Consider the following 23,179-nt stretch of genomic DNA (forward strand, 5'->3'; position numbering starts at 1 on the left):
AATTAAAGATCGTCCTTTGGTAAGTCGACATGTAGTGCCATATGTTTTTCCATGATTTCCTGACGCATTTTTTTGCGCATCAACGCGGCATCGTATAGTTTTTGTTCCAATTCACTTTCTATGGTCAAGGGCGGAACGGGCACCGGTTTGCCATTTTCATCGACCGCCACCATCGTAAAGTAAGACGAATTGGTGTGTCTTTTTTCTTGCGTGCGTAAATTCTCGGCAACCACTTTGATGCCGATTTCCATTGAAGAGCGCCCGACATAATTGACATGTGCAGATAAAGTCACCAACTCGCCAACCTGAATTTTTTCCTTAAAAAAAACTTGATCTAACGATGCCGTTACAACGTAATTTTTACTATACCGGGCCGCACAAGCATAAGCGGCCTGATCGAGCAGTTTTAATAACGAACCGCCATGCACGACACCGGAAAAGTTGGCCATATCCGGCGTCATCAAAACAGCCATCTGCAATGTTTTCTCTTGTTGTTTTTTCGATTGATTCACATGTTTTCCGGAGTGGTTTTATAACGCCTTTTCGACCAAACAAATCTTATCGATTCGTATTCCAATTCGAATGAAAGGCTAACAAACGGCTTATTTTAACCGGTTTCAAGAATGATTGCGCCACGAGACGGAGAAAAGCTGCAGATTCAAGTGAAGCTCGTGGAAGGACGGAAGGAGACCGGCGGATGCTCGCCGAGAAGGAAACTGTAGAGTTTTTGGATTATCCTAAGTAAGTGTCCAAAATTTATTTCCCGATTTGGCTAGTATCAGGTAACGCTGGAAGAAGTGTGCGCGGCATGGACGCCGCGCCCAAGCCTATAGGGATATATTCACGGCGTCTTCTGGAAGCGTTACCTGATACTGGCCGATAAAACCAGGTAATTATTTTGAAACAATTATTAAATTCAGCAGTTTTCGCTCCTTCCCAAGCTCGGCTTGGGAAGGCAGCCCCGGAAGCTCTGCTTCCCGTGACGGCAAGCGGAGCTTGCGGAATCGTTTCCCAAGCAGAATCTGGGAAACAGCGAGGGAATAGTAATAGTAAATCACATGAAAAGTTTCATGAAGCATCTATTTGTTGCGGCTGTTCACCCGGAATAGGATGTGTTTTATTAGGATATTTCTTTAGTATCGTTTTAACGTAATTTTGCGTTTCTCGATAAGGAGGAACTCCTTTATATCGTTCGACGGCGCCCTCTCCCGCATTGTAAGCCGCCAATACCCACTCCACATTGCCGTTAAAATGGCGCATCAGCCAATGCAGATAAGCCGTACCGCCCTTGATGTTCTGAATAGGATTAAAAGTATCTTTGACACCGAATCTCTCGGCGGTTGCAGGAATCAATTGCATCAATCCTTGAGCATTTTTGTTCGATAACGCGCCGGGATTAAAGGCGGATTCGGCCTGAATAACCGCCATTACCAACTCAGGATCGATACCGTAATTCGGAGCAATTTTTTCGACCCACGACTTAACGATTTGACGATTGGGATTTACATGCTGCTCGACCGTTATCGTTAATTCTGGCTCAGGGCGGCGACAGCGGGAATCCTTCGTCGGTTTAATATCTTTAAATTTGATCACCATGCGCCTGGCATAGGGATCTCCCGCTTTTGCCGCCAACCTGAACCAATAAAGCGCTACCGATAAATTTCTCGACACCCCTCGGCCATTGAAATGAATAAAACCCAAATGGTAAGCCGATTCGACATCAGACATTAATGCCGCCTTACAATACAATTCGTAAGCTTTCCGATAATTCTTTTTCACGCCGCGGCCGTGTTCGTAAACCATCGCCATTTTACGAATTCCGCTAGGATGATCGTCCGCAACTTCGGCTGCAAATAAAGGCGAGGAAAAAAATACAATTACGGCAAACAGCCTTAATAGCCAGCTCATGTCAATCTCTCGTTTTGCATAACATTATGACAAGCAATTTTAAAGCCATAAAATAATATTCATTATTTTCCTATGACTTATAACAATCACACAATTTGTTTGGCTGGATAACTGTAAAAAATTCCGACATTACTCTTAGTGCCAATGCCGAAAACTGAGATGAAACAAATATAACACCGGGAACACTCCGAAAACTCAGAACGGCTTCATGAATAACTCGAAAGTTGACCGAATTATAAAATTGCAGCTAGACTTCAAAAGTAATCAGTGCATGGCGCCTATCTAGGCTTGAATAATCAATACAAAATCATGAATAAAATCAATAGAATTGATCTCTCACGCCTAAACACGCAATGGCGAATCTTATTATTAAGCGCATTACTACTCAACACTACTGCATGCTCTACCAAGGAGGAGGTAATTGCACCGACACCTGACCCCACGATACTGGAGCTAAAACTAAAAGCCGGCAAACTTCTAAATCCCGATATTGAAGGCCGCGCATCGCCGTTGGTCGTTAGAATATACCAATTCGAGGCCATAGATAAATTCAATACCAGCGACTTTTTCGCAATCTACGACAATGACGTGGCACTGTTGGGCCAAGACATTATTTTTCGCAAGGAACTGGAACTTCAACCTGATACAAACCGGAATTTAAGCTTGGAAAGCAAACCTGAAGCTCGTTATTTGGCTATCTTCGCGGCATTTCGCAACCTCGACACCGCACAATGGAAAGCATCGATGAAGATCGTCCCCAATCAAACAAATAAGGTTACTCTTAATTTCGATCAATATACTGTGACACTGAATACAAAAACTGCCGATTAAAAACAATCAATAGAACCATTCATCACCTTGTTTAACAAAGGCGGAAAACATGTTAGGCAACATTCCAAAACCACCGACACAGTATAAACAGATCAGCACCAAAAAAACTCTGTTTGTTGCGATATTGACATCATTGATCTTCTCCCTCGGCTGCCAAACAACCGACCCAACCAGCCCAGAAGGCCTCAAAGCTTTAGAAGGCTTTAAACCTCAAGACACCGACAAGCTATTCGTCGTCGATTGCCTGCTACCCGGACAAGTCAGAAAGCTCGGCACACAAATGACCTACTTAACAGCCAGACGCGCTATTAAAACGACCGCGGGGGAATGCGAAATTCGCGGAGGCGAATATGTCGCTTATGATCGAGCTAATTTAGCCAGCGCTTTAAAAATATGGCTACCGCTTGCACAACAAGGTGATCCCGAAGCGCAAATCAACGTCGGCGAAATCTACGAAAAAGGACTAGGCGCGCAAGCGGATCCTCGCTTAGCCGCCGAATGGTACCGAAAAGCCGCCGAAACAGGTCATTCGAGAGCGCAAATTAATCTCGGTTATTTATATGAAAAAGGTCTCGGCGTTGAAAAAGACCTGACTACCGCATTAAATTGGTATCGTAAGGCATCAGGCTTAGAAAACACCGACTTGCAATTTGCTTCGGTTGTCGAGGCACAATTTTCCAGCGCTTATGAACAAGAATTGGAAGCTTTAAGGCAAGATGCCGCTCGACGTAAATTCGAGGCGGATCAATTACGAAGCCAACTAGCCGACACACAACGCCAACTCAGACAACAGCAAGACAATCTACGCTCGATACAAAGAAACTTAGAGCAAAAAAAACAACAGCTCGAACAGGAAAAAAACAAATCCACTCGTAACGAATCGCTACTGAAAGCGCTGGAACAGGAATTAAAAGCCGATCAAACCGAATTCGAAGCGCGACAAACTCAAATTTCAAAATTAGAACGCTCCCTGGAAACCAAACAGAAATCCATCAAGCATAGAACTCAAGCCGCCTTAGTCCAGGAACAAAAAATCGTCTCTAGCGCTCCGCAACAACCGATCATCGACGACCAAACCGCCAAAACACTCGCTAACGCTCGTAGCGAACTGCAAAAAAACGAAACCTTACTTCAAGAAAAAGAAAGTCATTACATAAGGATCTCCAATGAAATCAAGCGATCCTTAGAAGCGGTAGGTTCATCGGCTGAACATAGCGATTCGCCGAGAGAACAACTAAGAGCGAAGGAAATCAGGGCTAATTTGGACCGACAAAAACAATCGTTGCAAACGGTTGCACAGGAAATCAACACCTTAAAAAGCCGAATTAACGAACAACGCAAAGCCGTAACCAAACTGGAAAGCGGTCAATTGATACAGTTAGCCTCTGCCGCTCCAACAATTCAAATTATCGATCCGCCGATGGTATTGACTCGAGGCGTTCCGAGCTTATTGTTAAGATCGATAGCCCCATCAAGAACCATCACCGGCAAAGTCGAGGCGCCTGCCGGACTTAAAACATTAGTGGTCAATGACAAACCTGAAAACATCGATACGCAGGGTTTCTTTAAGATAAATATCACTGCCACAGAAGCGACGACACCGATCAAAATCGTCGCCATCGATAAAAAAGACAAAAGAACCAGTCTGAATTTCAACATCGTAACCCAAGAAGAAATCGCCACTTCAAGCATAGACAGCCGACCGACGACACCTAGAAAACCCGGCCGATTTTATGATGTAGACTTCGGGCGTTATCATGCGCTCATCATCGGCAATAACGATTATACGGAGCTACCGACACTGAAAACCGCGATCAACGATGCCAAAGCGGTCGAGTCGATTTTGCGCCAACGCTATGGCTTCAAAACCACATTACTGCAAAACGCCAATCGCCATCAGATCATGACGGCGCTGAATACTATTCGCAATTCTTTGAAAGAAAACGATAATTTATTGATTTACTATGCGGGTCACGGAGAACGAGACAAAACCAGCCTTGCGGCTTACTGGCTACCTACCGATGCCGAAATCGACAATACCGCAAACTGGATTTCCAGCGACGATATCACCCGCTATCTAAACATCATCGCCGCACGACATATCCTAGTTGTGGCCGATTCGTGCTACTCGGGCGCGATGACCGGAACGGCGATCGCTCGACTACCGGACGGTATGCCTGAAGACAAACGTGAAAAGTGGTTGAAATTCATGGCAACACGGAAAGCACGAACCGTCTTGACTTCAGGAGGCGTGGCTCCGGTTCTCGACGAAGGGGACGGCCAGCATTCAATATTTGCCCGAGCCTTTATCGATACACTACAAAGCAATCGGGGTTTAGTCGAAGACTATGATATTTTTCGTTCGGTATCGAAACAAGTTCGAACTTCGGCATCCCGTGTGGGCTTTACTCAAGCACCTCAATACGCGCCGCTTCAACATGCCGGCCACGAGGGTAGCCCGTTCTTTTTCGTTCCCGGTGTTTAATGACAACACCGTTAAGGAACGAGCATTAAATAACTTCGACAATTGTTGGAAGGCGGTTCGGTGGCTCGATTGACGGGTGTCAGCGGCACGGATAGACGCCGTCAAGCCTACATGGAAGTATTCACGGCGTCCTGTCAAGCGAGTCGCCGAACCTCCGCAATGCGCAAAACTTGTAGAAATTATTTTCTACATATTCCTAAGCTGTAAGAATGGGTTTACTTCGCTTCTCGACAAACAGCCCAGACGCCCTAAAAACGACAACAAAACTTAGGCCGGGAATTGCCGGCTTAATCTTGTTGCTCTTACAGCTTAGCGGCTGCGCGACACCTTCAGAACTTTTTGAATCGAGCGCCAAGAGCTTAGGACTTACCAGTATTGAAATAAGCGGCGATCCATTTCATCATCGAGCCTATTTGAACCGAATTGCGGCACAATCCGACATTATTCCGTTAGTCCATGTTTATTTAGATGGCGACGGCACGCCTTGGGAAATGAAGCGCTGGATTGCCGAAGACCCGACACCGAGAAACCCTTTGATATTGCGTTTAATGGCAGCGGATCAAGAACCGGCAATATTACTGGGCCGGCCTTGCTACTACGGCTTACATTCGACGGAACACTGCCACTATTCACTATGGACATCGAAACGTTATTCGACCGAAGTCGTCGAAAGCATGGCATCCGCCTTGCGGAAATGGCTAACAAACACCAAAGCAGCAAACGTAGTTTTGATCGGTTATAGCGGAGGAGGAACACTCGCCACGCTGCTCGCGCCTTACTTTAAAAACACAAGCATCGTTGTTACTATCGCAGCCAACCTGAACACAAGCGCCTGGAGCCGACACCATGCTTATTTACCACTAGACGCATCTTTAAACCCGATTGACGCTCAACCTTTACCGGCCGAAATAAAACAAATTCATCTAGCCGGCGTAAAAGACAGCAATGTTCCCGCTTCAATCGTCGAATCTTTTAGCCGGCGGCAAGCCAATGCCGTTTACCTGCCGATCGACGGATTCGATCATATGTGCTGTTGGGCAGACTTATGGCCCAATATTCTTAAAAAATATATCACGCCAACTAACCATCAGCCTGACCGTTAAAAACGGTTAACCTAACGTTCATGAAGGTCCGGCCATCGCCCCGGCAAATGAAAGTTCGAGGCGTGGCGGAGGGTGCAGTCACTCGCCCGACAGGACGCCGTGAATACGTCCATGTAGGCTCGACGGCGGCTTTCCCTGCCGCCGACGCCTGTCGATCGAGCAACCGCACCCTCTTCGGAGCCGGCATTGTACTTTCACAGTAAAAATACAATTAGAATATCGCGACAAATAACTTCCTAGAGCTATGATGGGATAGATCTTTGACGAACGACCTCATACAGCATCGCACCGGTCGCGACCGACAAATTGAGACTGGAAACACTACCCTGCATCGGTAATTTGACCAACCAGTCGCATTGCTCACGAGTCAAACGCCGCATACCTTTACCCTCGGCACCGATCACCAAGGCCATAGGTAATTTGAAATCACATTGATAAAGCGTTTGCTCGGCCTCGCCGGCTGCGCCGAAAATCCAAATCCCCTGATCTTTCAGCCAACGCAAAGTTCGGGACAGGTTCGTAACTTGATAGACCGGCACGGTCTCGGCCGCGCCGCTCGCAACCTTACAAACCGTCGGCGTAATACCGACCGCATTGTCCTTCGTGATAATCACGCCATGCACGCCGGTAGCATCGGCCGTCCTTAAGCATGCTCCGAGGTTATGCGGGTCCTGAACATTATCCAAAACCAAAAACAACGGCATGCCGGTAAGACTGGAAACCGCCTGCTTCAATGCATCTTCCGATTGCGCCGAAGGGAGTTCGATTTCAAGCACGATACTTTGATGATTATTACCATCGGCAAGGCGATCCAGTTTTTTTCGGTCGACTTTTTCGGGGTTAATACCGATCTTTTTCAAGTCTTCGAGCAATTGACTTAAACGTCGGTCCTGACGGTGCGAGTCAACCCAAGCCTGATGAATATGCTGAGGCGAATAATCGAGTGCCGCCTGGACCGAATGAATGCCGTAGATTTTAACTCGGCTCATTTTTTACGCCGTCTTTTTTTCGGGCGCTTTGCCAAGGCAGTAACCTTAACCAGTTCGAAATCGATTTTCTTGTCGTCAAGATTAACGCGTACGACTTTCACTTGCACGGTATCGCCAAGACGATAACGAATACCCGTACGTTCGCCGATTAACTGATGACTGGCCGCATCGAAATGAAAATAATCTTGGGCAAGATTACTGATATGCACGAGGCCCTCGACATAAATATCGGCAAGCTCAACAAAGAACCCGAACGATGTCACCGCCGAAATAATACCCGGAAACTCTTCGCCGACCTTGTCCATCATGTATTCGCACTTGAGCCAACTAACGACATCGCGCGTCGCATCATCGGCTCGACGCTCGTTCGTCGAGCAATGCTCGCCAAGCGTGACCATATCGGGAAATCCGTAATGATAACTTTCCGGCTTTTTGTCTTGTAAACAATGCCGGATGGCCCGATGCACCAACAAGTCCGGATATCGACGAATCGGCGACGTAAAATGAGCATAGGCTTCGAGCGCCAAGCCGAAATGGCCTTTCAAATCGGGACTGTAAACCGCTTGCGACATCGAACGCAACAAAACCGTTTGAATCAAATGAGCATCCGGGCGCCCCTTAATGCTATCGACTAGATGCATGTAGTCGAGCGGCGTCGGCTTATCACCACCACCCAAGCTCAGACCCAATTCACCTAAAAAGGTCTTCAGCGCCAATAATTTTTCCGGTCCGGGCCCGTCATGAATTCTCAATAACTTGGGCATTTTTCGGCGATTGAGAAATTTAGCTGCCGCCATGTTCGCGGTAATCATAAACTCTTCAATCAGCTTATGTGCATCGTTACGCACAACCGGAACGATCTTTTCAATTTTACGTTCGGAACCGAAAATAATCCGCGTTTCCTGAGTATCGAAATCCATTGCGCCGCGTTTTTCTCGGCTTAAACACATGGCTTTGTACAACGCATACAGTTCTTGTAAATGCGGCATTAAAGGCTTATATTTTTTAATTAAGGCCTTGTTGCCATCGACCAGCATGCTAGCGACTTCGGTATAAGTCAGGCGTGCATGAGAACGCATCACAGCTTCGAAGAAACACGAACGCGTCATCTGTCCTTCCGCATTGATCGTCATCTCGCAGACCATACATAAGCGGTCGACATTAGGATTGAGAGAACAGAGTCCATTCGAAAGAATTTCCGGCAACATCGGAATCACCTGTTCCGGAAAATAAACCGAGGTACTGCGGTTTTTGGCCTCAATATCCAACGCGCTATTGATCGCGACATAATGAGACACATCGGCGATCGCGACAAAAAGCTTCCAGCCCTTTCCCGTCTTACGGCAATACACGGCATCGTCGAAATCGCGCGCATCCTCGCCGTCTATCGTCACCAACGGAACATCACGCAAATCGACTCGACCTTCCTTAGCCGCTTCCGGCACTTCATCGCTGAATGCCTGAATTTCCTGCTCAACCTCTTCCGGCCAGACATGCGGCAAACCATGGCTGCGAATCGCCATCTCGATTTCCATGCCCGGAGCCAAATGCTTGCCCAGAACCTCGGCAACACGTCCGATGGGCTGATTGGTCTTACTCGGTTGCTCCAGGATTTCGGCGACAACGATATCGCCTTTTTTAGCTTTGCCGGTTTCATCACCCGGTATCAACACGTCTTGAGCCAGGTTTTTATTATCCGGCACGACGTAATTAACGCCTTTATCGGTGAAAAAACGACCGACCACTTGTTTGGTATTCCGTTCCAGCACCTCGACGATTGCCCCTTCGCGGCGCCCTTTCCGGTCGAGACCGGCGATTCGCGCGACGGCTCTGTCATTATGCAGAACCGAACGCATTTCACGGGGAGACAAAAATAAATCGTCGGACCCGTCGTCCGGCTTTAAAAATCCGAAGCCATCGGCATGACCGATGATGCGTCCGGCAATCAAATCCTTGCTGTTAACCCGGCAATATTTTTGGCGGCGATTGAATAATAATTGTCCGTCCCGTTCCATTGCACGAAGCCGTCTGCGCAAGGCCTCCAACTGGTCGGGCGACTCGAGTTGAAATTCCTGAGAAATTTGGTCGCGCGACAACGGTTTACCGACATGAGCGAGCAGATCGAGAATCAACTCCCGACTAGGAATCGGGTTCTCGTATTTCGCCGCCTCGCGCTCTGCATAAGGGTCTCGGGTCGGAGTAAAATTTGGTTTTTTATCTTTAGACTTCAATGTCGTCGTTTCCTAAATTAGAATGAATGTCATAGCTTAACTGATATACGCGTATTTTAACAATTCCCTATGCAAATCAAAATTCAACGTGATGTATTAAGAAGTTGATGAACGACCAACGGACAACCCTCAGCAATTTTTAGGCATCAATAGTATTGACAGCATATCAAGCAATCGGTATAGTGCGCGCTCACTTCGCTGATACAGCACACCTTTGCCGAGGTGGTGAAATTGGTAGACACGCTAGCTTCAGGTGCTAGTGCTCGCAAGGGCGTGGAGGTTCAAGTCCTCTCCTCGGCACCATTATCCCGAAAAAAAAGAGCTAATCGCCTTTTGTGTCAAATTTGAACTACTGAATTTTATTAGTCAATTTCCCGCTAATAATTCAAAAACTCTTCGTTTGATCGAAGCTCAAATAACCGCATTTACTGCGTTATTTTTATACCTCAAGTTTTCATCACCTGCTTCAATGCGGCCGCTGTCCAGGTTTTGACCGGTAGTTATGATCACGGCAAAAGACTTTTTGACCGTTACTGAAATGAACGCGTTAACCTATATAAAGCAGTTGACATGTGTTGTAGACCATTCGTTCTGAGCTAAGTCAAAGCATGAACGGGGTCTACAACACTTTTACCGGCTTGTTGAAGCCTCAAATACCTCTCATTTTTCGACAAGACTTTCCTGATCGTAGCGAAAGGACTCGGGGCAAACGGTAGATTGAGGCTCTCGACTGCTTTTTTTTGGCTAAAGCAACGCATAAACATCAATCCAGTAAATACCCATCCTATGTTTGGCAGCGGCCCTGTTGCGTTCTCAAAATATGAAAGCGACTATCTGATGCATTCGGAAGTAATAGATAAATTGTTGCTTATGGCAAATGAAATTCCAGATATGCTTAGTTATTTGGCTCAGATAACCGACATGTAATTATTCAGCCCCCTTATCGTTCCCACGCTCCCGCGTGCGAATAGCGTGGAAATGATAATTGGCGGGTACTGAATAGTTACGCCGACATTGATATTTTGAATCAATCACAAACGGTTTGCTTTATCGTCTAATGCGAATTCGACCGTTTACTAACTTAGAGCTTAAAAATTGGTTGTTTTACACCCAGCCTTCGAAATCTTTGAAACAAGTATCGGAAGAACCTGAACATCCACCCATACTTCAATATCAACTATGTCATTTAACCTAAACGATGCTGCTCAACCCAAACTATTGAGTGATATAACCTAAATTGTATTGCCGCTATTATTCACTCCTCCAAGTAAGATAACTCCGACAATTTGTAATAGAAGACTAAAATATAGGGGATTTTTTCATTTTTTTTGATTAAAAATTATTCCTGGCATATTGCTTGCAGTATCTCAGTCTGTGTTAATTAAACAAGCAAAGACCAGAATGAAAAAAATAATCAAAATAGGATTGCTCGGCGCGATGTTTGCTCCGACAACTTACGCCAACCAAAATGCCCTGACCGACATGGATTTTCACAATTCCAGTTCGGAAAAAATCAAACTAGGACAATTCCTCTTTTATGACAAAATATTATCCGGAAACCTCAATATTTCATGCGCGTCTTGCCACCATCCAATGGCCGGCACAGGTGACGGTTTGGCTTTGCCGGTCGGCGAAGGCGGCAAAGGATTAGGCGTCACGCGAGATACCGGTAGCGGCATCGACGCAATTCATGAGCGGGTACCGAGAAATGCGCCTCATTTATTCAACCTGGGCGCAAAAGAATTCGTCACCATGTTTCATGACGGGCGTTTAACGGTTAACCCTAATCACCCCTCCGGCTTCGACTCCCCGGCCGGTGACGCTTTACCTGAAGGCTTGGATCATTCTCTTGCAGCTCAAGCCATGTTTCCAGTGACTTCCACCACCGAGATGGCTGGGCAAGCCGGAGAAAACCCCGTGGGAGATGCCGCAACTGCAGATAACTTTACGGAAGTATGGAGACTGTTGACGGCTCGGGTGATGGCAATCGACGAATATCGCGACTTAATTCACCAAGCCTATCCCGGCCTCGCCGATCAGAATGCAACCTTCGTCCATATCGCCAATGCTATCGGTGCTTTCGAAGCGACTGCATTTCGTGCCGACAACAGCCGTTATGACCAATACTTAAGAGGCGAATACAGCCCCTCCTCTTCGGAAAAAAAAGGGTATAAAATTTTCAAAGACAACTGCATGTCTTGTCACAGCGGTCCTCTACAAACCGATCACCAATTTCACGCTCTGGGAATTCCACAAATTGGTCCGGGAAAAGGCGACGGATTATTCGGTTACGACGACTTCGGTCGAGAGCGCGTTACCGGAAACAATGACGATAGATATCGTTTCCGAACCCCTACTCTGCGAAACGTAGCCATTACCGGACCTTGGGGGCATGATGGCGCCTATGACACATTGGAAGGCATGATTAGACATCACCTTAACCCTGAACAAAGCCTGGATAACTACGATATCCGCCAAGCCCGCCTACCGCCTCGGAACGACTTGAGTGAAATCGATGACATCATCCACAGCGATGAAATCAGCCGTGCAGATTTAAAGGCCAGAATCGAAATTCAGCCGGTTAACCTGACCGACCAGGAAATCGACTCTTTACTCGATTTCCTGAAAGCACTAACCGACACTGCTAGCTTGGATATGCGCAATACAGTGCCCTATCGAGTACCGAGCGGCTTACCAATAGCCGATTAGTGATGTATCCCCGGAAAATCCGGTATTAATGAACAAAACCGATTCAATACTGTATGCCTTTCGCACTTCAAATTTCGGCAGTGTCTTAGGTGGCACCGAGGTGTGTGGCCCCTCACCCAATGCTAGGTGAGGGGCCAACATGGACGTATTCACCCAGCACCTAAACTCCATAGCCCACTGGCTATGATTAATCCTGATTAGCAAGATGCTTCAGCTTGCCGAAGCCAAGTGTCCGAGCAGGGACCAGTCGTAGTCGCAAAAACTGAAATATGCTGTTATCCAAGCTCCAGCTTGGGTAAGAGCGTGATGTGGGTTGGCCGTTTTTAGCTTGACGCACATGATCTGCGAACCCGGTCCTGCTAGGGATATGCTGATCTTTGGACTTTAGCTGAAGAAACTTACTAATCAGGTGATTAATTGTCTTAGATAATTTAGGTGCTGGGCTTTGACGGGCACCCCGGCGCCGAATTTTAATCTCCGATGAGTATTAGTTTAATTACACTGCATTCTGCCCCCTTAATACCGGAACATTGCGCTGCCCGCAACACTAATCCTTGCTTCATTGCGTGATCTCGCCTTCACTCGCCTGCAACACATAAATAGTCGCCCCAATCACGGCGGCCGGCGCAACGATGATATTTATTATCGGCAACGTTAGACCTAACATCGTGACGCCACCGAAGCTCATCGAGCCTAGACGAATACTTTTGAGTATTTTACGTTGCTCAGAAAATAACAAACCGGCATTCTCCAGTGGATAAGCCATGTATTCCAACGCCGCCCCCCAAGCCCCGAACAAACCCCATAAAAAAGGCGCCGCGATATTGATGCCGGGAATGATCGATACAATTAATAACGGCAATGCCCTGCTACCCAAATAGCCGAAGCGCTTGAATTCGGCCAGTATGATTTTGTTGACGGAGTGCTCTCCAATCTCAAGCTTTCGACCCGTAATGAGTTCCGCCGATTTTGCCGACAATGCGCCGTAAAACGGCGCCGCAATGACATTCGCCAAAATAGTAAACGTGAAAAATCCGGCGATAAAAAAACTAAGAAAAAACAGCGGCCACAAAACCCAGCTTAACCATGACAACCAGTCCGGGATAAAATGCGCTATAAGGTCGGCCACATAATAATAACCGAGAACCAAAACCGCGCTATAAAGCACGAGATTAATCAAAACCGGAATCACGATAAATTTTCGCAATTCAGGCTTAATCGCCCAACGCAGACCACGAAAGAAACAACTCACCGCCCACGCCGGATTATTGCCTTTTTTGGAAAACTTCATTATTTCAGTCCCTCCATACCATTTTCCGATGGATTCAATACCACGCCGCGTTCGGTCACGATCGCCGCAATCAATTCGGCCGGGGTCACATCAAACACCGGATTCCAAGCACCGACCAAGGATTCCTTATTATAACTATCCGGCAACAACTCATTCGATGCTCGCTGTTCGATTTCAATACCGCTACCATCGGCAAGATTCCAATCGATCGTCGATAATGGAGCAGCTACCATTAACTTGATGCCATGTTGCTTTGCCAACACCGCCAGCGAATAGGTGCCGATTTTGTTTGCGGTATCCCCATTTGCGGCGATTCGATCGGCACCGACGACAATCCAATCGACCGCGCCCGACTTCATTAACCAGGCGGCCGCCGAATCGGCTATCAAAGTCGCCGCAATGCCGTCTTGAGCCAATTCCCAAACGGTTAGTCGGGCGCCTTGTAGCCAAGGACGGGTTTCTCCGGCAAAGACTTTATTTAACCCTCGCCGGCAGGCGCTCCGAATCACGCCGAGCGCGGTACCGTAACCGCCTGTCGCCAAGGCGCCGGCATTACAATGCGTCAAAACGCCTTTAGTCCCACCGATAATTTCGGCGCCCAACTCGCCGATTCGATGATTCGCGGCAATATCGTCCTGATGAATTTGTATAGCCAAGGCTTGTGTTGCCGCCACCGGATCTTCCGGCTGGGAATTTAAAAGCGCTTTCATCCGGTCCAAGGCCCAAAATAAATTGACTGCGGTCGGGCGCGATGCCGCCAGTCGCTCTATATCGGCAAACACTTTATCAGACCAATTTACAGAACGATCGTGACAATGTTGCTTCACCGATAACGCTACGCCATAAGCCGCCGCAATACCGATCGCGGGCGCTCCGCGCACACGCATCGTTTTTATGGCTTCAGCGACTCCCGGCGCATCACGGTAATCTTCATAAACGATAGTTTCGGGAAGCAGCCTTTGATCCAGGACTTTTAACGAATCGCCTGTCCATTGCAGGGCTTGTACCGCTAATTGTTTAGGTTCAGTCATTGTTTATCGAATAGGTAGGAAAAAAAGTTATAATTCGGTTTTATCTTGCGATGCATGCTATCGGCACACATTACACGCAGGATATTCATTTAAATTGGAAACCGTTCATGAAAGTCGATATTGCTATCAATGCCCGCTGGATTATACCCGTTGAGCCCGAATCCGTAACCTACGAGCACCATACGTTGATTATCGACAAAGGTCGAATCGTCGACCTATTGCCGACAATGGAAGCCTCGCAAAAATACCATGCCGATTCGGTGGAGAATCTCGACCGTCATGCCCTCATTCCCGGCCTAGTCAACTGCCATACTCATGCCGCGATGACACTATTGCGAGGCATTGCCGACGATTTACATTTAATGGACTGGCTGCAAAATCATATCTGGCCGCTCGAAAACCAATGGGTCGGCGAGGCTTTCGTCCGGGACGGCACTGATCTCGCGATCGCCGAAATGATACGCGGCGGCACGACCTGTTTTAACGATATGTATTTTTTCCCGGAAATCACCGCGCAGCAGGCGATACATCACGGCATACGCGCAGGAATCGGCATGATTCTCATCGACTTTCCGTCCGCCTGGGCCGAGAATGCCGACCGTTATATCGAAAAAGGCCTGGAACTGCACGACCGTCTCCGCCACGAACCATTGATCATAACACCGTTTGCGCCGCATGCACCTTACACGGTCTCGGATGAACCGTTGCATAAAGTCAGAACTTTCGCAGACGAACTCGATGTGCCGGTACACATGCATGTTCACGAAACCCGGCACGAAGTCGATGAGGCCTATGAAAAAAACGGTAAACGCCCAATGGAAAGATTGAACGATCTTGGCTTGATCAATCCCTCGTTTATCGCCGTCCATATGACGCAATTAACTGACAGTGAAATCGAGCTGTTTGCCCAGTCAGGAGCGCATATCGTGCATTGCCCGGAATCCAATTTGAAACTAGCTAGCGGCTTTTGCCCGGTCGCGAAATGCCTCGATGCAGGAATCAATGTCGCACTGGGTACAGATGGGGCGGCCAGCAATAACGACCTGGATATGTTTGGCGAAATGCGTAGTGCCGCGCTTCTAGGGAAAGCCGTCGCGAACGATGCGTCCGCGATTCCGGCCATGACTGCGCTTAAAATGGCGACAATCAACGGCGCCAAAGCCTTGGGTCTCGGCGACGAAATCGGATCGTTGGCTATCGGAAAATCGGCCGATATCGCGGCGATTGATTTGAGCGGTATCGAAACCCAACCCTTATATTGTGCTGTCTCGCAAATCGTTTACGCGGCAAGCCGACAAAACGTTACCGACGTTTGGGTAAACGGCAAACGCTTATTGAAACAACAGCGCCTGACAACACTTGATCTTGCCGATTTAACGATCAAAATCGAAGCATGGCGGCAGCGTTTGTTTCAATAACGAATACTAACCTAAAATCCGCCGCTAGCAATAACCTAGTATTGTAGTATACAATTATTCAACCTAAACGGTTCACTATCATGACAGTTACAGACAACGTACATCTTCACGAAATAAATAAATTCGGCTCGCTCGCGGAACGCTGGTGGGATGTTTCCGGCGAGTTCAAAACTTTACACGATATCAATCCACTGCGAATCCGTTTCATTCAAGAGCATGCGGAGATTAACGGCAAACGTATCGTGGATGTCGGTTGCGGCGGCGGAATACTTTCCGAAGGACTGGCTAAAAACGGCGCCGATGTGCTCGGCATCGACTTGAGCGAGGAATTGATCGATATCGCCGATCTGCACGGACTGGAGTCGGGCGTCAACGCGCATTACCGCAAAATTAGCGCCGAAGCCTTGGCCGATGAACAACCCGAAGGTTTCGACCATGTAACTTGCATGGAAATGCTCGAGCACGTTCCCGATCCGGCATCTATCGTCAAAGCCTGTGCGAAACTAGTTAAGCCCGGCGGCACGGTATTTTTCTCGACGCTGAACCGTAAGCCGAAAGCCTATTTATTGGCCATCGTTGCAGCGGAGTATGTATTGAGAATGCTGCCTAAAGGAACACACGATTTCAAAACCTTTATTAAACCTTCTGAGCTGAGCCGCTGGGCACGCGAAACCGGGCTTGAACTACAAAGCATGGCCGGTATTGAATACAATCCTCTGACCAAACGCTTCAGTCTCGGCAAGGACATCGACGTTAACTATCTTGCCGCTTTCAAACGAAAAGACTGACTATGGTCTGCGATTTTAAACTTTCTTGCGTGCTATTCGATCTCGACGGAACACTCGTCGATACCGCACCGGACCTAATTGCCTGCTTGAATCATGCTTTGCTTGAACACGGCTTTGCGAATGCCCCAGAAGAATCGGTTAAGCCCTATATCTCATATGGTGCTGCGGCGATGGTTAAAGCCGGCATTAGCGATACCGTCAGTGATGACATTCGGCAGGCGATTCTAAAAACAATGCTCGACCGATATCAACACAATATCGCCGAATTCACGGTTTTTTTCGACGGCATGCCCCAATTACTTGAAGCCATTGAGTCACAAGGCCTTAAATGGGGGGTCGTGACCAATAAGCTTAAACGCTACACCGACCCGCTGATGCAAGCGCTCGATCTGACGCGACGAGCAGCCTGTATCGTCAGCGGCGACAGCACCGGCAACAGCAAGCCGCACCCCGAGCCGATGCTGGAAGGCTGCCGACTGGCCGAAGTAATGCCACACGAATGTGTTTATATCGGCGATGCGAGCCACGATATCGAGGCCGGAAGAAATGTCGGCATGAAAACCCTGGCCGCGTTATACGGCTATTTAAAGCCGGAGGATGTTCCCGAGAATTGGGGCGCCGATGCCTTGATCGAACATCCTCGGCAAATCGATTCATGGATAAAATCAACACTATGCAATTAACAGGAAAGGTTATTTTGATCACGGGCGCAGGCGGCGGTCTTGGCGGTACAGCTGCCTTGGCTCTCGCCAAACAAGGCGCTCAGGTCATTTTACTGGACAAAATCATCGCCAAACTGGAAACGGTTTACGACAAGATCGTCGCAGCCGGCGCACCGGAACCCATCATGTACCCTTTTGATTTGGCCGGCGCAAACGAAAACGATTACCAGGAACTCGCCGACCGCATCGAAGCAAAATACGGCTCGCTGCAAGGCTTGCTGCATTCGGCAGTCGAATTCAGCGCATTCGAGCCTTTAGTCTTGCATAACACCAAAGACTGGGGGCATTCGTTGAATGTCAATCTGAATGCACCCTTTATACTATGTAAAGTCTTGTTGCCGATCATGCAAAAAAGCGATTTCGCTTCTATCGTATTTACGTCGGATTCCAAGGCGAGAACCGGCCAAGCCTATTCGGCGTCTTACGGCGTATCGAAAATCGCGCTGGAGGGTTTGGCTAAGATACTGGCGGAAGAATTAGAGTCGGAAGGAAAAATCAGGGTTAACACCTTAATTCCTGGGCCTATCGATTCTCCATTTCGAAAAAAAGCCTACCCGGCCGAGGATAAAAGCCTGCTACCGGCAATGTCCTCATTAAATGAGATTTATACCTATCTTTTCAGCGCCGACAGCATCGATCTAACCGGTCGCATCATCGACGCGCAAACCTTTAAGCAACAACCAACAAATTAGCATGGCTGAAAGAGAAAGCATCGTTTTAACGCGGGATGTCAATATCGTCACGATTCCCGACGGCAATAACGGCACCTTGAGCAAAGGAACCGTCGTCACGATCCATCAATCGCTCGGTAACAACTACACAGTTGTCACCGATTACGGACACATGGTACGCATCAACAGCGCCGATGCCGACGCATTGGGCAAAGAGCCTCACGAGCTCCACACCTTGGTCCGCGACACGGATCCTGATGCAGTCGAGAAAAACTGTTGGGAGGTCATGAAAACGGTCTATGACCCAGAGATCCCCGTCAACATCGTCGATTTGGGACTGGTTTATAACTGCGTGGTCACACCGACCGGGGAAGGCAAAAACAGGGTCGACATTCAAATGACGTTGACCGCACCCGGTTGCGGCATGGGCCCCGTCATTCAAAGCGATGTCGAAAAAGCGATACGCGCGCTGCCCGGCGTCGAAAGGGTCAATGTTGAAGTCGTACTCGATCCGCCCTGGTCGAGACACATGATGTCGGAAGTCGCCCAGGTGCAGTTGGGGTTGTTTTGATCGGAATTCAGGCCAAATTGGCACTGAGTCGCCATATGGCATTAGGGCTCTAATTTAATTGTGACTATACCACATCGCGCTCGGCCTCCTCGATCACACTATCGGGAACTCCTAGCTTTTTCAACGCGGCAATGAATCGCGCTTCACGGCTTGAGGAAAATTGCGCCTCATCGCGGCGTAAGCCTTCGCCTACATAGGACTTCAACAGTGCTTGATAACCGGAGAATCCGCGCAACGGCGCAAGCGCCTTCATCGATTCCACCACATCCTCCGGCATACGCACGGTAATGGAAATCATCGGACGGTCTTTATTCAGACGTTTTTTGATAGTGTCAGAGATCATAATGGTTGCGCTCCGTAACGGTTGCCTTGCGGGCGGAAATTAAGCGGATGGCTTCGCCTTCGATTTCGACATGCACCACAAACAACAAGCGTCCCGATGCGTCATAACCGATCACGGCATCGCGCGCTTCGTCGTTACGTCCAGCATCGACTAGTTTCAAAAACGGATCGAAAAACGCCTCGGTAGCCTGCTCGAAGGTCACCCTATCATGTTTGCGCGGATTGCTGGCCGCCTTGCGTTCATCCCAAACAAACAGCACGCCGTTTTTCTCGAAGTGAATATCCATGCGCTTACCTTAACAAATGTATTTACTTTGTCAATACTTACTGGACGTAGCGCTTAAATCCAACCGTGACCATGACAATCACAGCGAGTAGGATACGATAAGTGTTAAGGATGCGCATCGATCGTGGTCGATTAGGTTTGTCTTTCACCATAGTTGACTTGCTTGCTATATTTCAAGACTCCAGCTCGGTAGGTCCGATTAGCGTAATCGGACTCATGACTAATCATCGCCCTTTACCGAGATATTCCCATCACCGCACCAATCCAAGGGATAAATCCATTTATCTACATGCTGCTCATAATCGGCATCGTCGCGGATCGCATGCTCTCAATAATGTCGCTGCCATATCTCGCGTTCGCCCGCTGCACGGCGAACTTCGGAGCGGCGTTCGGTTTGCGGGAGCGCCCGAGAAAACCGCTTTTGATCAATCGCCAACGCGTGCTGAAATCGCTATCGCCCGGCGGCAAGGTCCAAACGCTATGCATATGTTCCGGCAACACGACCCAGGCATCAATATGGAACGGGTAACGCTTCCGCGCACGCCTCACCGTGTCATGTAATAGATCTATATAAATCATTGCCTTGCCGTTGCAGCAAGTTCACCGTAAAGAACCAAGTAGCTCCGGGGATGAACACTCGTCGATAGTTAGGCATGCTTAACATTTCTCACTTCAAATTTCGCCATTAGCGTATGGAGGTGTCGGGGTGTTCGACAAAGGCTTTGATAGCATGGATGCTATCATAGAGCCTACATGGACGTATTCACGGCGTCCTTTGACGGGCACCCCTGCACCGAAATTTGACTAGCAAAGGGTATATATTCCAAACACAACATATACACTGTAGCCAGTTGATTCATGCGTCCGATTACGCTACGCTAATCGGACCTACACGAGCTGCATCTGTACTCTGCGCCTCAGCGCGAGACAACTTAATCGCCGATGATGAACTGACCGAAGGCCCTACTGCCGCCTCCCGTCTCGATCGTTTCGATGACTTCGAGACTGACCGCGTCGATTACCGACACGTTATCGTCGAACCAATTCGCGACATAGACATGGCAACCGTCGGGCAGCGTGCCGATGCCTTCCGGCTTATCGCCAACGCCTATCACGGCTTTCTCGATCAACGTTTCGGTATCGATCACCGATACCGTGCCATCGTCCTGGTTCGTTACAAACAATAAACTGTCATCGAGCGCCAAAGCCGCCGCATAGGGCAGCATTTTAACTTTAACGGTCGCAATTCGCTTGAGGTGATCCCGACCCAACACCGTAACATCGTCACTCTCGACATTGGCCACATAAATTCTTTCGCCTTTGCTGTCGACAGTCAATCCGAACGGATGCTCGCCGACCTTAGTCGTATTGCGGATGCGCAATGTTTCCAGGTCGATTTGCGACACCGAATTATCGAGCCGGTTCGCGACATAGAGCCATCGGTTATCGGGGCTTACCGCAAGACCGGACGGCGATTGTCCAACCGGAATCGTTTTCTTAACTTGCATGCTTTCGGCGTCGATCACCGATACGATGTTCTTGTACCAGTCGGCGATGTAGATCGTCTTGCCGGTCCGGTCCGTCGTGATGCCCAATGCGCCTGCACTGACCGGAACCTGAGCGACCAATTTGTTAGTCGCAGTATCGATCACGGCCATTTCGCCCGATTCCGGTGTCGTGACATACACGCGGCTACCGTCCGGCGCAACTGCGATCCCTGCCGGTTTGCCGGGTACCGCGATCGTTTCGGTAACCGTATTCGACGCAGTGTCGATAACCGATACGCTATCGCCGAGTTGATTGGTGATATAGGCGCGTGGCGCGGCGGCGGCCAATGGCAGGGATAAAAAAAACGCGGCAGCCAAAGCCGCCGCGTTTTTGACATGCGTTAAAAACACTGCAAACAACCTTATTTTTCGGCTAAGGCTTTCAGGTTTTCCAAACCTTCTTTAAAAATAGCGTTAACGGCAGTGTTGGCCGCTTCTTCGTTCATTTCAGCCGGTGGGTTGTTGTTCATGTATGCGCGGTAGTAACCGGCTTTCCAAATCACCTGCGTTTTATCGCCTTTAGCCTTGACGTCGATGCTCGCAGCATAGTTACTGACCGGCAATACCGGCACCTCTTCGTCTTGGCCGGAATGCGTTATGGTTTTTGCAGCACTCATATCTTTGATTTTATAAGCATAACTCATCTTTTTATCGTCATGCTTTTTCAATTCTTCTTTAATCGTGCCCCCGTCTTTTAGCGTTAAAACACGGGTTGCGCCTTTTTTGTTGCCGCCCTCACCTGTTGTGCTGGCCACTGCCGGCAACCATGACATATCGTCGAAATTTTTAATCAACGCCCAGACTTTATCTGCCGGTGCATTAATGGTGATATCCTGCTTTACCTTCTGACGCACCGGGCCATGAGCATGGGCGCCGGCTGCAAACAAAAACAAAGCTGAAACTAAGAGCGTGAATTTTTTCATTATTGACTTCCTATTGCGGAAAAGTGAAAAGATAGCTGGCTATTATATGCCAAAACACCGATCGCTAAAAACGAGTCGAGGGTTAATACTGCAAAAAAACACCTGAATTTTTCCTGAATTCATGCGTCAAACAAAAGCATTCACTGCCGACAAATCTTTTTTGATGTCCTCGATGTTTTCGAGACCGACCGAAACACGCACCAAACCATCCTTGATTCCCGCAGCCTCCCGCGCCTCCGGCGTCAGACGACCATGCGTGGTTGTCGCAGGATGAGTAATTGTGCTTTTGACGTCACCCAGGTTTGCCGTAATCGAAATCATGCGCGTCGAATCGATCAAATTCCAGGCCGGCTCTTTGCCGCCCTTCAATTCAAAACTCACGATACCGCCGAATCCGCTTTGCTGACGTTTCGCCAATTCATGTTGCGGATGCGATACCAGACCCGGATAGTGAACCCTTTCCACTCCCGGTTGCCTTTCCAACCAACGAGCTAAATCCAAAGCATTGGCGCAATGTTTTTCCATGCGTAGTGCTAGCGTTTCGAGCCCCGACAGAAAAGCCCAGGCATTGAAGGGGCTCATCGTGGCGCCGCCTGTGCGCAAATAAGGATAGATGGCCTTTTCGATGATTTCTTCGGAAGCAACAACAGCGCCGCCGACACAGCGACCATGCCCATCGATATATTTGGTCGCCGAATGGACGATGATATCCGCACCCAGTTCGAGCGGTTTTTGCAGTGCCGGAGTACAAAAACAATTGTCGACAATCAATAAACAATCACTCCCATGCGCCAAGTCGGCAAGCGCTTGAATATCGGCGATTTCGGTCAACGGATTAGACGGCGTCTCCAAAAACAAAAAACGGGTATTCGGTTTGATCGCCGATTCCCAAGCAGCCAAATCGGTTAAGGCGACAAAATCGCTCTCAACGCCGAACTTGGCAAAATAATTTTGAAACATCAACACGGTATTGCCGAATACGCCACGCGACACCACCACATGATCGCCCGACTTTAGTAAGCCCATGCCGACCGCCATGATGGCGGCCATGCCCGACGCAAAAGCCAAGCAACGCTCACCCTTTTCCATCCAAGCCAATCTTTCCTGGAATGCATTGACAGTCGGATTGGTAAAGCGGGAGTAGATATTACCGGGAATTTGGCCGGTAAACTTCAATGAGGCTTCTTCGGCGCTGTCAAACACATAACTGGAAGTCATGAATATCGGAATGCTATGCTCTGCTTCGCCCGTTCGCCGATGCCCCGCTCTAATGGCCTGAGTTTCGAGCGAATAATCGTTCCAATCGGTATCTTTCATGTTGCTCCTGTTCTAA

General features: G+C 48.5%; 21 protein-coding genes and 1 tRNA gene. 10 read left to right on the forward strand and 12 right to left on the reverse strand.

All coding sequences use genetic code 11. The annotated features are described in order from the left end of the window. Positions 1-2: 2 nt before the first annotated feature. Together WJM45_RS11835 and WJM45_RS11840 are read right to left on the reverse strand one after the other, a co-directional pair. A complete protein-coding gene (locus WJM45_RS11835; RefSeq protein WP_040575583.1) occupies positions 3-473 on the reverse strand; it encodes an acyl-CoA thioesterase in 471 nt (156 codons plus the stop codon). Positions 474-1,068: 595 nt separating this feature from the next. Beyond that, positions 1,069-1,908, reverse strand: coding sequence for a transglycosylase SLT domain-containing protein (locus WJM45_RS11840; RefSeq protein WP_341325308.1), 840 nt, complete (start codon positions 1,906-1,908; stop codon positions 1,069-1,071). Between the two features lie 309 nt (positions 1,909-2,217). Between WJM45_RS11840 and tssJ the strand changes: the two genes are divergently transcribed. The 3 genes from tssJ to WJM45_RS11855 all read left to right on the forward strand — a co-directional run bounded on the left by tssJ (position 2,218) and on the right by WJM45_RS11855 (position 6,327). Next, complete coding sequence (gene tssJ / locus WJM45_RS11845; protein WP_341325309.1) at positions 2,218-2,739, forward strand: type VI secretion system lipoprotein TssJ; 522 nt, start codon at positions 2,218-2,220, stop codon at positions 2,737-2,739. 49 nt (positions 2,740-2,788) lie between these two features. Next, positions 2,789-5,224, forward strand: coding sequence for a caspase family protein (locus WJM45_RS11850; protein WP_341325310.1), 2,436 nt, complete (start codon positions 2,789-2,791; stop codon positions 5,222-5,224). A 209-nt stretch (positions 5,225-5,433) separates the two neighbouring features. Beyond that, the gene (locus WJM45_RS11855) at positions 5,434-6,327 is read left to right on the forward strand and encodes a hypothetical protein (protein ID WP_341325311.1); all 894 of its coding nucleotides are present in this window, start codon (positions 5,434-5,436) and stop codon (positions 6,325-6,327) included. A gap of 242 nt (positions 6,328-6,569) precedes the next feature. Here the strand turns inward: WJM45_RS11855 and rlmB are convergent, their stop codons facing one another. After that, the gene (gene rlmB, locus WJM45_RS11860; protein WP_341325312.1) at positions 6,570-7,316 is read right to left on the reverse strand and encodes a 23S rRNA (guanosine(2251)-2'-O)-methyltransferase RlmB; all 747 of its coding nucleotides are present in this window, start codon (positions 7,314-7,316) and stop codon (positions 6,570-6,572) included. Continuing rightward, entirely contained in the window at positions 7,313-9,547 is a 2,235-nt protein-coding gene (gene rnr / locus WJM45_RS11865; protein WP_341325313.1) for a ribonuclease R, read from the reverse strand. Before rnr ends, rlmB begins: the two co-directional genes overlap by 4 nt. Before the next feature lie 216 nt (positions 9,548-9,763). On the opposite strand from rnr, the gene WJM45_RS11870 reads away from it, so the two are divergent. Together WJM45_RS11870 and WJM45_RS11875 are read left to right on the forward strand one after the other, a co-directional pair. Then, a tRNA-Leu gene (locus WJM45_RS11870) sits at positions 9,764-9,850 on the forward strand. A gap of 1,098 nt (positions 9,851-10,948) precedes the next feature. Then, positions 10,949-12,256, forward strand: a complete 1,308-nt coding sequence (locus WJM45_RS11875; protein ID WP_341325314.1) for a cytochrome c peroxidase — start codon at positions 10,949-10,951, stop codon at positions 12,254-12,256. Positions 12,257-12,815: 559 nt separating this feature from the next. Here the strand turns inward: WJM45_RS11875 and cysZ are convergent. Both cysZ and mtnA read right to left on the reverse strand, forming a co-directional pair. Beyond that, positions 12,816-13,547 carry a sulfate transporter CysZ gene (gene cysZ, locus WJM45_RS11880; protein WP_341325315.1) on the reverse strand — a complete coding sequence of 244 codons (732 nt, stop codon included), beginning with the start codon at positions 13,545-13,547 and terminating at the stop codon, positions 12,816-12,818. Continuing rightward, a complete protein-coding gene (gene mtnA / locus WJM45_RS11885) occupies positions 13,547-14,578 on the reverse strand; it encodes an S-methyl-5-thioribose-1-phosphate isomerase (RefSeq protein ID WP_341325316.1) in 1,032 nt (343 codons plus the stop codon). Before mtnA ends, cysZ begins: the two co-directional genes overlap by 1 nt. A 107-nt stretch (positions 14,579-14,685) precedes the next feature. On the opposite strand from mtnA, the gene WJM45_RS11890 reads away from it, so the two are divergent. From WJM45_RS11890 to sufT, 5 genes are all read left to right on the forward strand, one after another. Next, positions 14,686-15,996 (forward strand): TRZ/ATZ family hydrolase, encoded by a 1,311-nt coding sequence (locus WJM45_RS11890; RefSeq protein WP_341325317.1) that lies wholly within the window; start codon positions 14,686-14,688, stop codon positions 15,994-15,996. 80 nt (positions 15,997-16,076) lie between these two features. Then, complete coding sequence (gene ubiG, locus WJM45_RS11895; protein ID WP_341325318.1) at positions 16,077-16,784, forward strand: bifunctional 2-polyprenyl-6-hydroxyphenol methylase/3-demethylubiquinol 3-O-methyltransferase UbiG; 708 nt, start codon at positions 16,077-16,079, stop codon at positions 16,782-16,784. A 2-nt stretch (positions 16,785-16,786) separates the two neighbouring features. Then, on the forward strand, positions 16,787-17,467 hold the full coding sequence (locus WJM45_RS11900) for an HAD-IA family hydrolase (RefSeq protein WP_341325319.1): 681 nt from the start codon (positions 16,787-16,789) through the stop codon (positions 17,465-17,467). After that, positions 17,458-18,198 carry an SDR family NAD(P)-dependent oxidoreductase gene (locus WJM45_RS11905; RefSeq protein ID WP_341328938.1) on the forward strand — a complete coding sequence of 247 codons (741 nt, stop codon included), beginning with the start codon at positions 17,458-17,460 and terminating at the stop codon, positions 18,196-18,198. Before WJM45_RS11900 ends, WJM45_RS11905 begins: the two co-directional genes overlap by 10 nt. A 1-nt stretch (position 18,199) precedes the next feature. After that, the gene (gene sufT, locus WJM45_RS11910; protein ID WP_125219028.1) at positions 18,200-18,748 is read left to right on the forward strand and encodes a putative Fe-S cluster assembly protein SufT; all 549 of its coding nucleotides are present in this window, start codon (positions 18,200-18,202) and stop codon (positions 18,746-18,748) included. A gap of 64 nt (positions 18,749-18,812) precedes the next feature. Here the strand turns inward: sufT and WJM45_RS11915 are convergent, their stop codons facing one another. The 6 genes from WJM45_RS11915 to WJM45_RS11940 all read right to left on the reverse strand — a co-directional run bounded on the left by WJM45_RS11915 (position 18,813) and on the right by WJM45_RS11940 (position 23,163). Continuing rightward, positions 18,813-19,091, reverse strand: a complete 279-nt coding sequence (locus WJM45_RS11915; protein WP_341325320.1) for a hypothetical protein — start codon at positions 19,089-19,091, stop codon at positions 18,813-18,815. Continuing rightward, entirely contained in the window at positions 19,081-19,377 is a 297-nt protein-coding gene (locus WJM45_RS11920) for a BrnT family toxin (RefSeq protein WP_341325321.1), read from the reverse strand. The genes WJM45_RS11915 and WJM45_RS11920 overlap by 11 nt, the downstream gene beginning before the upstream one ends. 284 nt (positions 19,378-19,661) lie before the next feature. Further along, on the reverse strand, positions 19,662-19,955 hold the full coding sequence (locus WJM45_RS11925; RefSeq protein WP_341325322.1) for a hypothetical protein: 294 nt from the start codon (positions 19,953-19,955) through the stop codon (positions 19,662-19,664). A 353-nt stretch (positions 19,956-20,308) separates the two neighbouring features. Next, positions 20,309-21,274, reverse strand: a complete 966-nt coding sequence (locus WJM45_RS11930) for a cytochrome D1 domain-containing protein (RefSeq protein ID WP_341325323.1) — start codon at positions 21,272-21,274, stop codon at positions 20,309-20,311. Between the two features lie 11 nt (positions 21,275-21,285). Beyond that, a complete protein-coding gene (locus tag WJM45_RS11935) occupies positions 21,286-21,846 on the reverse strand; it encodes an SRPBCC family protein (RefSeq protein ID WP_125219027.1) in 561 nt (186 codons plus the stop codon). A 126-nt stretch (positions 21,847-21,972) separates the two neighbouring features. Then, a complete protein-coding gene (locus tag WJM45_RS11940) occupies positions 21,973-23,163 on the reverse strand; it encodes an O-succinylhomoserine sulfhydrylase (RefSeq protein ID WP_341325324.1) in 1,191 nt (396 codons plus the stop codon). Positions 23,164-23,179: the final 16 nt, after the last annotated feature.

The sequence above is a fragment of the Methylotuvimicrobium sp. KM2 genome (genome assembly GCF_038051925.1).
GTDB lineage: Bacteria > Pseudomonadota > Gammaproteobacteria > Methylococcales > Methylomonadaceae > Methylotuvimicrobium.

Coding starts and splice junctions, on each gene's coding strand:
- WJM45_RS11835 (WP_040575583.1), bottom strand. CDS start 473: ATGGCTGTTTTGATGACGCCGGATATGGCCAACTTTTCCGGTGTCGTG.
- WJM45_RS11840 (WP_341325308.1), bottom strand. CDS start 1,908: ATGAGCTGGCTATTAAGGCTGTTTGCCGTAATTGTATTTTTTTCCTCG.
- tssJ (WP_341325309.1), top strand. CDS start 2,218: ATGAATAAAATCAATAGAATTGATCTCTCACGCCTAAACACGCAATGG.
- WJM45_RS11850 (WP_341325310.1), top strand. CDS start 2,789: ATGTTAGGCAACATTCCAAAACCACCGACACAGTATAAACAGATCAGC.
- WJM45_RS11855 (WP_341325311.1), top strand. CDS start 5,434: ATGGGTTTACTTCGCTTCTCGACAAACAGCCCAGACGCCCTAAAAACG.
- rlmB (WP_341325312.1), bottom strand. CDS start 7,316: ATGAGCCGAGTTAAAATCTACGGCATTCATTCGGTCCAGGCGGCACTC.
- WJM45_RS11875 (WP_341325314.1), top strand. CDS start 10,949: ATGAAAAAAATAATCAAAATAGGATTGCTCGGCGCGATGTTTGCTCCG.
- cysZ (WP_341325315.1), bottom strand. CDS start 13,547: ATGAAGTTTTCCAAAAAAGGCAATAATCCGGCGTGGGCGGTGAGTTGT.
- mtnA (WP_341325316.1), bottom strand. CDS start 14,578: ATGACTGAACCTAAACAATTAGCGGTACAAGCCCTGCAATGGACAGGC.
- WJM45_RS11890 (WP_341325317.1), top strand. CDS start 14,686: ATGAAAGTCGATATTGCTATCAATGCCCGCTGGATTATACCCGTTGAG.
- ubiG (WP_341325318.1), top strand. CDS start 16,077: ATGACAGTTACAGACAACGTACATCTTCACGAAATAAATAAATTCGGC.
- WJM45_RS11900 (WP_341325319.1), top strand. CDS start 16,787: ATGGTCTGCGATTTTAAACTTTCTTGCGTGCTATTCGATCTCGACGGA.
- WJM45_RS11905 (WP_341328938.1), top strand. CDS start 17,458: ATGCAATTAACAGGAAAGGTTATTTTGATCACGGGCGCAGGCGGCGGT.
- sufT (WP_125219028.1), top strand. CDS start 18,200: ATGGCTGAAAGAGAAAGCATCGTTTTAACGCGGGATGTCAATATCGTC.
- WJM45_RS11915 (WP_341325320.1), bottom strand. CDS start 19,091: ATGATCTCTGACACTATCAAAAAACGTCTGAATAAAGACCGTCCGATG.
- WJM45_RS11920 (WP_341325321.1), bottom strand. CDS start 19,377: ATGGATATTCACTTCGAGAAAAACGGCGTGCTGTTTGTTTGGGATGAA.
- WJM45_RS11925 (WP_341325322.1), bottom strand. CDS start 19,955: ATGATTTATATAGATCTATTACATGACACGGTGAGGCGTGCGCGGAAG.
- WJM45_RS11935 (WP_125219027.1), bottom strand. CDS start 21,846: ATGAAAAAATTCACGCTCTTAGTTTCAGCTTTGTTTTTGTTTGCAGCC.
- WJM45_RS11940 (WP_341325324.1), bottom strand. CDS start 23,163: ATGAAAGATACCGATTGGAACGATTATTCGCTCGAAACTCAGGCCATT.